Genomic DNA, 11,286 nt, shown 5'->3' with positions numbered 1-11,286 from the left:
TCAGGCATCTCGACGGACTGGGCCTCGGACACGTTCTCACTGGTCATCGGTGCATCTTCCTTGATCAGGAGTTACACCGAACGTTTTACAGTCCCGCCGAGTGTGTTGTCAGGACGCGGTGCAGGCGGTGCCGTTGAGGGTGAAGCCGGTGGGGGCGGAGTTGGCCGAGCCGGAACTGCCCTGGAAACCGAAGGAGGTCGAGCCGCCCGCCGGCAGAGAGCCGTTGTAGCTCAGGTTGGTGACGGTCACCGCGTTGCCCGACTGGGTCGCGGTGGCGTTCCAGGCGCTGACGACCTTCTGATCGTTCGGGAAGGTCCACTTCAGCGTCCAGCCGTTGATCACGGCGCCGCCGGAGTTCTTCACGGTCACATCGGCGTTGAATCCGCCCGCCCAGGAGCTGCTGATCCTGTAGCTCACGGCACAGGCGCCGGCCGGCGGGCTGCTGGGGGGCGGTGTGGTCGGCGGCGGGCTCGTGGGCGGGTTGGGGGCGTTGACGGCCAGCGCGTAGGCGATGTCGGGCAGGAAGGTGCCCGCCTTGCCCGCACAACCGTCCGCCTCACCCGGCGGTTTCACCCAGAGGAAGGCGTCGATCGCCGCGTCTCCGGTGTTGGCGGTGGGATAGTTCCCCAGGGAGCGCCCGGAGGGGTCGCACCAGGCCCCGCCGCCCGCCGGGCCGTTGCCGTTCCGGCTGGTGTCCACCACGGCGTGCAGATGGGACGGGTTGCCGAGCGCCGAGAGGATCGCCTTGTCGTAACTCACCTCGCCGGAGGTGGTGTTGAAGTTGGAGACATTGGTGTAGAAGCCGTCGGCATTGTTCAGCACACCCGCGCTGCGCAGCCGGTTCGCCTGCTCGGAGGCACTGTTCCAGGTGGAGTGACCGCCGTCCATGTAGACCTTGGCCTTGGGCGCGGCCGCGTGGATGGCGGCTCCGGCCCGCGAGAGTGAGGCGTAGCGGTCGCTCAGCTGCTGGGAGTTGAGGCAGGTGGTGAGGGCGATGGAGTCCGGCTCCAGAATGACGATCGACGGCCCGCTGCCGAGTCCGGCCGCGAAGCCGCGGGCCCAGTTGTCGTAGGAGGCGAGGTCCGGGGCGCCGCCCGCGGAGGCGCCTCCGCAGTCGCGGTTGGGGATCGTGTACGCCACCAGCACCGGGACCTGGCCTGCGGCGGCCGCGGCCGACGTGACCTTGCTGACGTCGGCGGTGACGGTGGAGGGGCTGTACACGGAGAACCACACGGCCTGCGGCTGGCTCGCGATTTTGGTGGAGATCACGGGCTGGCGCGAGTCACCCGGGTTGGCGGCCGCCCACTTGACCACCTGGGAGTTGGGGTCCTTGTAGAACTGGGTACCGGCGGGCAGGCTGCCCTGCACCGCGGCCGCCTGCACCTGGGTCAGCAGCACCGTTCCGGCCGTCGCCACACCGGCCGCCAGGCCCAGGGCGGCGACCCGGCGCCTGAGTGAAGTACGGCGTGCGGAAGGGCCGCTGGGGGATTTCCCGGGATGCCGGGCGTGGTCGGGGGGTGTCACAGTCGTCCTCCGTGCTCTCGGGTCGGAGAGTGCCAGGGGCGTGCGCAGGATCGTGGGAGCGCTCCCGCGCCCCTGAGCAGCGTATCCATGTGTGACAGGTTCACGTAATCCCCCAACTCCCGTGAATAACAAACTTCATGGGAGCGCTTCCGTGAAACGGTCCCCGGCTCCTGAGGACGGGGTCCCGGTCAGGTGAGCAGCAGCTCCGGCTTGTACATGTCCAGCCACAGCGCCAGGTTCACGGTGCGTTCGAGTCCGCGCCGTGAGGCCAGCGTGACCTGCGGGGCGTCCCGGTGGGCCGCTTGGTGCACCCGGTCCCGGTCGAGCAGGTCGAAGACCGGGTGGGACGGGCGGGCGAGGATGTCCCTGACGTGCTCCTGGATGGCGACGGCGTACTGAGGGTCCTGGGTCGACGGGTAGGGGCTCTTCGTCCTGTCGTACACGGACCGCGGGATCAGGTCGGCGGTCGCCTCCCTGAGCAGGCTCTTCTCCCTCCCGTCGAAGGACTTCAGCGACCAGGGCGCGTTGTACACGTACTCGACGAGCCGGTGGTCGCAGAACGGCACCCGCACCTCAAGGCCGACCGCCATGCTCAGGCGGTCCTTGCGGTCCAGCAGGACCCGTACGAACCGGGTCAGGTGCAGATGGCAGATCTTCCGCATCCGGTACTCGAAGTCGCTCTCCCCGTCGAGGCGGCGGATGTCCGAGACGGCGGTGCAGTAGCTGTCGGCGACGTACGTCTTCAGGTCCAGGGCTTGGGCGAGAGCGGGGTTCAGGACGCCGGAGTCGCTGCCGAAGCGCTCGGCCTGGGCCATCCACGGGAAGGTGTCGGTGGTCCGGGCCTTCTCGTCGAAGAACTGGAGGTAGCCGCCGAAGACCTCGTCGGCCGACTCGCCGGACAACGCGACCGTGGAGTGCTCGCGGATCGCCCGGAGGAGCAGGTAGAGGGAGGAGTCGAGATCGCCGATGCCCACGGGCAGGTCGCGTGCCCGGATCGTCTCCGCCCGTACGTCGAGGTCGGCGAGGGCCCGCGCGTCGATGACGATGTCCTGGTGCTCGGTGCCGGAGGCGCGGGCGACGTCGTGCACGTACGGGGCGTCGGGTGTGGTGCGCAGTTCGTCGGCGACGAAGTTGTCGGCGTGTCCCGCGAAGTCCACGGCGAAGCTGCGCACCTTCTCACCGTGCTCGGCCAGTTGGCGGGCGGCCAGGGCGGTCAGGGCCGAGGAGTCCAGACCCCCCGACAGCAGCATGCAGCGGGGAACGTCGGCGACGAGCTGGCGGCGGACGATGTCGTCGAGCAGTGAGCGTACGGTGGCGGTGGTGGCGCCGCGGTCGTCGGTGTGCGGACGGGTCTCCAGTTGCCAGTAGACGCGTCGGCGCATCCCCTGCCGGTCGACGGTGAGTACGGTGCCGGGCTCCAGTTCGCGCATGCCGTCCCACATGGCGTGCCCGGGCGTCTTGACCATCGAGAACATCTCCCGCAGTCCGTCGAGGCGGACCCGGGCGCGGGCGAGCGGGTGGGCGAGGACGGCCTTGGGCTCGGAGCCGAACAGCACGCCGTCGGAGGTCGGGTAGTAGTAGAACGGCTTGATCCCCATACGGTCGCGGACCATCACGAGCCGGTTGTGGCGGCCGTCCCACACCGCGAACGCGAACATGCCGTTGAGCCGCCTGGCGAGCCCCTCGCCCCATTCGAGGTAGGCGTTCAGGACCACCTCGGTGTCCGAGTCGGTCGTGAAGCGGTGGCCCAGGCCGGCCAGCTCGCTCCGCAGTTCGGTGAAGTTGTAGGTCTCCCCCGAGTAGACGAGCACCACCGTGCCCTCGGGCGTCCGGACGCTCATCGGCTGCCGGCCGCCGGGAAGGTCGATGATCGCGAGCCTGCGGTGGCCGAGGGCCGCGGGTCCCTCGGCCCAGGTTCCGCGGTCGTCGGGACCCCGGCAGGACATGGTCTCTGTCATCGCGTCCAAAGTCGCGCTCTCGGACCGCAGATCACGGTCGAAGGACACCCAGCCGGTGATCCCGCACATGTGTTACCTCCCGTGTCCGGCCTCCGGGGCGAGCCCGGACACCTGCGGCTTCCTGCAGCCGCTCCCGGCGAACCAGTTCGTATTGAGCCCTACGAGCCTCGCCCCGGCCGCGAGCCCCGGGTTCCGGGCCGCGGCCGTCGGCTCTCGGCCCGCCGCACAGCATTACCCCGGCTCGCACGCCGCCCGGCCGGCCCAGCGGCTTTCACCTTCTTTCGGGCGCAGGAACTGTCCGGCGAATGGCTCTGTCCCGTCACCGCTGGTCGCGCCGAGAGTTGACGTCCGCCTCCCCGAACCCGCTCTCCTGGTTCGTCCGGTGCGGCATGCCGGTTCCTGCAGCGGTTCATCGCCGTCGCGCTCACGCGGCGCCCGCCGGACAACAACAGGTGTGCGGTCTTTTCCCGTTCAGCATCAAAGCCGTTTCCCCTTGTTGATATCCGTGCAAGCCGTTCAGTCACCGTCCGCGCTGCCTTCCCGGTCCGGTCGCTCGTCTATTGACATTCCGCAGAAGTCATGACATCCAGAGAGCATGGATTTCCGCCAACTCGAGTACTTCCGAGCCGTCGTCGAGGCCGGGTCGGTTTCACAGGCCGCCAAGAATCTGCACATGACGCAGCCACCGCTGAGTCACGCCATCGCGAAGCTGGAGCGGGAGCTCGGCGTGAGCCTCCTCGAGCGAACCGCGAAAGGCGTGCACCCCACTCAGGCAGGCCTCCACCTGCTGTCCAGGGGCGAACGTCTGATAGCGGACCGAAACCGAGTCGTGGACACGCTGAAATTGATGGGAGGGGGCGTCATCGGCGATCTGCACATCGGCGTGGAACCCATGGTCATCAACGAAATCATCGCGGACGTACTGGCGGAATTCCTCGACCAGGCCCCCAGGGCGCGCGTCACACTGGCGGATGTCACTCCGGACCTTATTGTTCAAGGTGTTCTGTCCGGCGACCTGGACATGGGCTGTGTCCCGTTCGGGTCCACGCAATTCTCCAGGTTCGTCGCCGAGGGCTGTGACTGGTGCCCCATTATCGACATCAAGGTGAAGCTCGCTGTGCCAAGGTATCGCGCCATGGAGTCCCGTCCAGACGGAAAGGGATGGGGCCGGTGGATCCTGCCGTCCCGGCTCTCCGCGTTCTGGGGTATGCCGGACGCCGCCGAGAAGGCCTTGTCGGGCGACGACTCCTTCGAGGTCATCGAGGTTTCCACGCCACAGACGGCGGTCGCCTTCGTCGCGGCCGGACTCGGGGTCGCGCTCGTGACCGAGCGCATTGCCGGATCGAGTGATTCGGTCACCCTTCTCGATCCCCCGGAATGGATCCGGTCCATGCAGGCATCCCTGCTGTGGAAGCGCGGAGGGGAGATCACCCCGCTCATGGATCGCTGGCTGCAGGCCACTCGGACGGTCGCCGAGCATCGTCGCGCGCTCGGGCGGCGAGAGCAGCCATACGCGTAACTATGCACCCCCCTGCTGCGGCCCATATGGAAAGGGAGGATGAAATCAAGAGCACATCTCCGCGATCAACAGCCGAACCCGTGTGACGTGCGCCACATGCGGGCCGGCATCTGCTCCGCGGCAGCACCCTCGCCAAGGCTTGAAGCGCCTGTTCAGAGGCAGTTCCGCGCTCCGGGGCCAGTCGGCCCGAAGGCCGGCGGCCGACACACTCGGGCCTCGTCGGGCCCTTTCGTTTTCTATTGCCCGCGCCCTGCGGCCGTGTCAGTCTTCCCGGCAATTCGACGGCGCGGGCCGTATCGATGAGAGAAACCTTCTCGTGCGATCGCCGCCTACGCCTTGGCTGCACGAACCGATGGCTCGGCCCGGTTCCGTGAACGACAAGAAGGGGCCGGTCAATGACGGCGGGAAACGCGAATCAGTCGGCACAGAGCCCTGCCGGCCGCGAGTATCTCCCCTTTACCGGAAGTGAATATCTCGAAAGCCTCGACGACGGCCGCGAGGTCTGGATCTACGGGGAGCGGGTGGAGAACGTCGCCGAACACCCCGCCTTCCGCAACTCCGCTCGCATGATCGCTCGCATGTACGACGCCCTGCACGACCCCGCGCGCAAGGACGTCCTCACCGCGCCCACGGAGTGGGGAGGCTTCACCCACCGCTTCTACCAGGCGCCCAAGAGCGTCGAGGAGCAGGTGGCCTCCCGCGACGCCATCGCCGAGTGGCAGCGGATCACCTGGGGCTGGATGGGCCGCTCCCCCGACTACAAGGGCTGCTTCCTCGGCACGCTCGGCGCCAACGCCGAGTTCTACCGGGGATTCGAGGACAACGCTCGCACCTGGTACCGCAAGGCCCAGGAGAAGACCTGGTACATCAACCACGCCATCATGAACCCGCCGGTCGACCGCGGCCTCGGTCCGGACGCGGGCAAGGACGTGTTCATCCGGGTCACCAAGGAGACCGACGCCGGCTTCTACGTCACCGGCGCCAAGGTGGTGGCCACCGGGTCCGCCCTGACCCACCACACCTTCGTCGGTCACGTGGGCCAGGTCGCCGTGCAGGACCCGGCCTTCTCGCCGGTGTTCATCACGCCCACCAACGCTCCCGGAGTCAAGCTGCTCTGCCGCACCTCGAACGAGTACCGCGCGGCGGTGCTGGGCAGCCCGTTCGACTACCCGCTGTCGAGCCGGCTGGACGAGAACGACGCCATCCTGGTCCTCGACAACGTGTTCGTCCCCTGGGAGAACGCGTTCATCTACAACGACCTGGAACAGGCCAACAAGTACAACATCCACTCGGGCTACCTGGAGCGCGCCTCCCTGCACGGGTGCACCCGGTTCGCCGTCAAGATGGACTTCCTCGTCGGCATGCTGTCCCGCGCCCTCGACGTCACCGGGGCCGGCTCGTTCCACGGCGTCATGTCCCAGCTCGGCGAGGTCATCGCCTGGCGCAACACCTTCTGGGCGCTGTCGGACGCGATGGCGAAGAGCGCGGTGCCGTGGAAGGGCGGCATGATCCAGCCCGACCCGCAGTTCGCCGGCGCCTACCGCGTGATGAACCAGCTCGCCATGCCGAAGATCAAGAACATCATCGAGCAGGTCGTGGCCAGCGGGCTGATCTACCTCAACTCCCACGCCAACGACTTCAAGACCGCGGAGATCCGGGGCTATCTGGACACCTACCTGCGCGGCACGGGCGGCATCGACGCCGAGGAGCGTGTGAAGGTCATGAAGATGCTCTGGGACTCCATCGGTACGGAGTTCGGAGCCCGTCACGAGCTGTACGAGATCAACTACATCGGCAGCAACGACGTGACGCGTCAGACCAACCTGTTCGGCGCACGGGGCAGCGGCCTGCTCGACTACTGCAAGGAGTTCGCGCAGAGCGCCATGGACGAGTACGACCTGAACGGCTGGACCGTTCCGGACCTGCGCAATCCCGACGACGTCAGCATCCTCAAGGGCTGACGGCCCCGCGCGGCTCCCCGCAGAAGGGGAGTTCCGATCTTTCGGCGACGCCGGAGCGTACTCGTCGCCGTGCTCCCACCCACCCCAGGAGGACCTGTGGCTACGGCTATCGATGCTGCCCAAGTCACCTACGAGGCACCGGATCTCGAGGTGATGGAGAAGTTCCTGACCGCGTTCGGCATGGTGCCGGCCGAGGGCAGTGACGACCGGACCCTGTACATGCGGGGAACGGGCACCCAGCATCACATCCATGTGACCCGCAAGGCCGACAAGCAGCACTTCGTCGGCGCCTCGATCGAGGTCGCCGGCTACGACGACCTCGTCGAGCTCGCCGCGCTGCCGGGATCCTCCCCGGTCCGCGAGTCGGCGGAGCCCGGCGGCGGCCACGAGGTCGCGATGACCACGCCCGACGGCTTCGAGATCCGGGCGATCCACGGCCGGCGCAAGGCCGAGCCCATCCCGGACCGGGAACCCTTCGCGATGAACAACATCCGCGACAAGAACCGGGTGAACGCCGCCGTCCGCCAGCCCGTCGCGCCGTGCACCATCGCCCGCCTGGGTCACTTCGTGCTTCATGTGAAGAACCACGACGAGACCATGGCCTGGCTCGACGAGCGCTTCAACTTCCTCCCCTCCGACTACTTCGTCCCGCCGGGCGAGGAGGGGCCCGTCGTCGGCACCTTCGTCCGGCTGGACCTGGGCGAGCAGCTCGTGGACCACCACTTCATGCTCGTCCTGCAGTCGGACTGGGCCGGAATCCACCACAGCGCGTTCGAGGTCACCGACATGGACGCCGTCATGTCGTCGCACGACTACCTCATCCGGCAGGGATACTCCCTCGACGTCGGAGTCGGCCGCCACCTGCTCGGCAGCCAGATCTTCGACTACTGGAAGGACCCCTTCGGCTTCCGCATCGAGCACTACACCGACGGCGACATCGTCGACCGCGACCACCGGCCGACCAAGTTCAACGGCACCGCCGGCGACACCACCCAGTGGGGGAACCGCCCGCCCCTGGAGTTCTTCCAGTGACCGCCGCGGCGAACGCGGACCTCGCCGGACCACTGCCCGAGGCGGTCCGGGCACAGTTGGCGGGGGCGGGCTCGGCCACCGTGGCCAACATGCTTCTCCGGCGCGGCCTGCGGAACGTGATCATGGCCGGGGTACGGCCACTGACGGCCGGCCAGCAGCCGCTCGTGGGCCCGGCCTACACCCTGCGGTTCATCCCCGCACGCGAGGACCTCGACACCCTCGCCACCTACTCGAGCAGCGACAACCTGCACCGGCGGGCGATCGAGGAGTGCCCGCCCGGCGCGGTGCTCGTGATCGACGCGTTCGGTTGCACGGCCGCCGCGTCCATGGGCGACATGATGGCCGCGCGGCTGAAGCACCGCGGTGCGGCCGGCGTGGTCACCGACGGCGGCTACCGCGACTCGGAGGCCATCAGGCAGACGGGCCTGCCCTGCTACCAGCGGGACAACGCGCCCCGAGCGACCCCCATCGCCCTGCACCCGGTCGCGCTCGACGAACCCGTCGGGTGCGGCTCAGTGGCTGTCTACCCCGGCGATGTGCTGCTCGGCGACGGCGACGGCGTCGTGGTCATTCCCCGGGAACTGGCCTCCGAGGTCGCCGCGGAAGCCGCCGACGCCACCGCGTACGAAGAGTTCGCGGCTCTTGAGCTCCAACGGGGCCGGTCCCTCTTCGGGCTGTTCCCCGCCACACCAGAAAGCCGCCAGGAATACGACGCGTGGGTGGCCGCAGGCCGCCCCGGATCGGAGTGAACAGTGGACATCAACCCCGCGACCATGAAGTCGCTCGAGGTCCTGATCCATGCCGCCGACCTCAAGGACGAGGACTGGATCGACTATCCCGACTACGGGTTCCGTCAGTACTTCCTCCACAAGAACCCCGACACCGGCGCCAGCATCGCGATCCTCGAGTACCAGCGGGGCGGCACCATCCCGACCAAGCACACGCACGCCTCGAACCAGTTCATGTACTGCCTCGAGGGCGACTACGAGTACACCGACTCCGGCCTCCGGCTGCGTCCCGGGTCGTTCTACATGAACCCGAAGGACCACCCGCACGGTCCGACCCTGGCGCACGAGCGCAGCGTGCTGATCGAGATCTACGACGGCCCGCACTACTACGAGAAGCCCGAGTACCACACGGACGAGACGATCGGCGACTTCCTTGCCAAGGAGTGAGGCGCGGGCCCGTCCGACGTATTACTGCCGAACTCGCGACGCTGAGGGAGCGCGATGATGAGCGATACCACCAAGACTCTGTTCGACACACACGAGGTGCTGGCTGAATTCGGTCTGGACCAGGTGCATTCCGGCACCTACGCGGACTCGCTCGGCTGGGGCACCGTCGAGGGCCGGCCGGTCATCGAGGCGCAGTGTCCCGCCGACGGCGAGGTCGTGGGCCGGATCGCGGCTTCGCACGGCCAGGACTACGAGACGCTCGTGGCCGCGGCCGTCGAGACGCAGAAGAAGTGGCGGATGGTACCGCCGCCACGGCGCGGTGAATTCGTGCGCCGGATCGGCCAGTTGATCGAGGAGAACCTGGAGAGCCTGGCCGCTGTCGTCTCGCTGGACACCGGCAAGTCCACGATGGAGGCCAAGGGCGAACTGCGCGAGGCGGTCGACATGTCGACGCTGGCCGCCGGCCAGGCGCGGATGATGTACGGCTTCACCCAGCAGTCCCAGCGCGCCGAGCACCGCATGTACGACCAGTGGCTGCCGCTGGGCGTCGTCGGGCTGATCAGCGCGTACAACTTCCCGGCGGCCGTCTGGGCGCAGAACGGGTTCCTGTCCGCGATCGCCGGCAACACGGTCATCTGGAAGCCGAGTCCCAAGGTGCCGTTGACCGCCGTCGCCGTGCAGAAGCTGGTCAACAGGGCCGCGGCGGAGCTGGGTTGCGAGGGCGTGTTCTCCCTGTTCATCCCCGACGACAACGCCGTCGCCGAGAAAATGGTCTCCGACTCGCGGATCGCCATGATCTCGTTCACCGGTTCCACCAGCGTGGGGCGCAAGGTCGCCGAGATCGTCGGCTCGACGCTGGGCCGCCGGTACCAGCTGGAGTGCTCGGGCAACAACGGCTGCATCGTCGACGAGACCGCCGACCTGGAACTCGCCGCCAGGGCACTGACGTTCGGCGTGGTCGGCACCACCGGCCAGCGCTGCACGAGCACCCGCCGTGTCATCGCCCATACGAGCATCGCGGACGAACTGGTCGAGCTGCTGAAGAAGGCCTTCGGGCAGATCGCCATCGGTGACCCGCGCGACCCGGACACCGTGGTCGGCCCGCTGATCGACCAGCGTGCGGTGGAGGACTACAAGAAGGTCCTTGCCGGTGCCGAACGTGAGGGCGCCACCGTGGTGTACGGCGGGAACGTGATCGACCGCCCGGGTCTGTATGTCGAGCCGGCCATCGTCACGGGTGTCCGACCGCACTTCGAGATCGCCCAGTCGGAGACCTTCGTGCCGATCGTCTCCGTGCTGACCTACGACGATCTGGAGGAGGCCATCGAGATCCACAACGGCGTCGCGCAGGGGCTCGCCTCCGGTATGCACAGCACGAACCTGACCAACATCGAGACGTTCCTGTCGGCTCGGGGCAGTGACTGCGGAATCGTGCGCGTCAACATGGGCACGACGGGGGCCGATGTCGGTTCCGCCTTCGGCGGCGAGAAGGAGACCGGCGGTGGCCGTACAGCCGGTTCGGATGCCTGGAAGGGATTCATGCGCCGCCAGAGCGTGTGCGTGAACTGGGGCGGAACGTCCGCGTGGGACAACCGCATCGACCTCTGAGGACAACAGCGATGAAGAAGCAGCGTATCCGTTCCACCGCCGTGCGGGAGCCGGCGGACAAGATGTGGTCGAACTGCCTGAGGATCGGCGACCTCATCATGGTCTCCGGAATGACCGCCCGCGGCCAGGACAGGGAGACCGTCCTCGGCGAGACGTCCTACGAACAGGCCAAGGTCGTCTTCCAGAAGATCAGGGACCTGGTCGAGGCGGCGGGCGCGGTCATGGACGACGTCGTCAAAATGACCATCTACGTCACGGACATCAGTGACAACGCCGAGGTCTGGAAGGCCCGTCAGGAGTTCTTCTCCGGCGACTTCCCCGCCTGCACGCTGGTCGAGGTCTCCGCCCTCGCCAAGCCGGAGATCCTCCTCGAGATCGAGGCCATCGCCGTAGCGGGTTGCAGCGCGGACTGACCCCTCGCGGCGACCTCGGGCGGGTCCGGCCATCGACATTCCGCCGCAGGAGCCATATTTCTCACAAGGACAGGAACCACCGTGTCTTCATACACC

General features: G+C 67.7%; 9 protein-coding genes. 7 read left to right on the top strand and 2 right to left on the bottom strand.

The genetic code is table 11. The features are described from left to right. Positions 1-108: 108 nt before the first annotated feature. Positions 109-1,524 carry a glycoside hydrolase family 6 protein gene (locus ACIOWN_RS32610; RefSeq protein WP_401984225.1) on the bottom strand — a complete coding sequence of 472 codons (1,416 nt, stop codon included), beginning with the start codon at positions 1,522-1,524 and terminating at the stop codon, positions 109-111. A gap of 188 nt (positions 1,525-1,712) precedes the next feature. After that, positions 1,713-3,551 (bottom strand): asparagine synthase (glutamine-hydrolyzing), encoded by a 1,839-nt coding sequence (asnB, locus tag ACIOWN_RS32605; RefSeq protein ID WP_362348833.1) that lies wholly within the window; start codon positions 3,549-3,551, stop codon positions 1,713-1,715. Between the two features lie 526 nt (positions 3,552-4,077). Here asnB and ACIOWN_RS32600 point away from each other — a divergent pair. The 7 genes from ACIOWN_RS32600 (at position 4,078) to ACIOWN_RS32570 (ending at position 11,190) form a co-directional block, all read left to right on the top strand. Further along, positions 4,078-5,001: a LysR family transcriptional regulator gene (locus ACIOWN_RS32600; protein WP_362348835.1), complete on the top strand. Its 924-nt coding sequence runs from the start codon at positions 4,078-4,080 to the stop codon at positions 4,999-5,001. A 395-nt stretch (positions 5,002-5,396) separates the two neighbouring features. Continuing rightward, the gene (locus ACIOWN_RS32595) at positions 5,397-6,962 is read left to right on the top strand and encodes a 4-hydroxyphenylacetate 3-hydroxylase N-terminal domain-containing protein (RefSeq protein WP_362348837.1); all 1,566 of its coding nucleotides are present in this window, start codon (positions 5,397-5,399) and stop codon (positions 6,960-6,962) included. A gap of 96 nt (positions 6,963-7,058) precedes the next feature. After that, positions 7,059-7,994, top strand: coding sequence for a VOC family protein (locus ACIOWN_RS32590; protein ID WP_401984223.1), 936 nt, complete (start codon positions 7,059-7,061; stop codon positions 7,992-7,994). Further along, positions 7,991-8,743 carry a dimethylmenaquinone methyltransferase gene (locus ACIOWN_RS32585; protein WP_401984221.1) on the top strand — a complete coding sequence of 251 codons (753 nt, stop codon included), beginning with the start codon at positions 7,991-7,993 and terminating at the stop codon, positions 8,741-8,743. The genes ACIOWN_RS32590 and ACIOWN_RS32585 overlap by 4 nt, the downstream gene beginning before the upstream one ends. A 3-nt stretch (positions 8,744-8,746) precedes the next feature. Further along, positions 8,747-9,169, top strand: coding sequence for a cupin domain-containing protein (locus tag ACIOWN_RS32580; protein WP_362348841.1), 423 nt, complete (start codon positions 8,747-8,749; stop codon positions 9,167-9,169). Positions 9,170-9,226: 57 nt separating this feature from the next. Then, positions 9,227-10,777 carry an aldehyde dehydrogenase family protein gene (locus ACIOWN_RS32575; RefSeq protein WP_362348843.1) on the top strand — a complete coding sequence of 517 codons (1,551 nt, stop codon included), beginning with the start codon at positions 9,227-9,229 and terminating at the stop codon, positions 10,775-10,777. A gap of 11 nt (positions 10,778-10,788) precedes the next feature. Then, entirely contained in the window at positions 10,789-11,190 is a 402-nt protein-coding gene (locus ACIOWN_RS32570; RefSeq protein WP_362348844.1) for a RidA family protein, read from the top strand. Positions 11,191-11,286 lie beyond the last annotated feature (96 nt).

This window comes from Streptomyces sp. NPDC087787, assembly GCF_044743035.1.
GTDB lineage: Bacteria > Actinomycetota > Actinomycetes > Streptomycetales > Streptomycetaceae > Streptomyces.
This window is presented reverse-complemented; position numbering and strand designations above follow the sequence as displayed.

What these genes read in the sequence shown, in the direction of transcription:
- asnB (WP_362348833.1), bottom strand. Translation starts at nt 3,551, where the DNA reads ATGTGCGGGATCACCGGCTGGGTGTCCTTCGACCGTGATCTGCGGTCC.
- ACIOWN_RS32600 (WP_362348835.1), top strand. Translation starts at nt 4,078, where the DNA reads ATGGATTTCCGCCAACTCGAGTACTTCCGAGCCGTCGTCGAGGCCGGG.
- ACIOWN_RS32595 (WP_362348837.1), top strand. Translation starts at nt 5,397, where the DNA reads ATGACGGCGGGAAACGCGAATCAGTCGGCACAGAGCCCTGCCGGCCGC.
- ACIOWN_RS32575 (WP_362348843.1), top strand. Translation starts at nt 9,227, where the DNA reads ATGAGCGATACCACCAAGACTCTGTTCGACACACACGAGGTGCTGGCT.
- ACIOWN_RS32570 (WP_362348844.1), top strand. Translation starts at nt 10,789, where the DNA reads ATGAAGAAGCAGCGTATCCGTTCCACCGCCGTGCGGGAGCCGGCGGAC.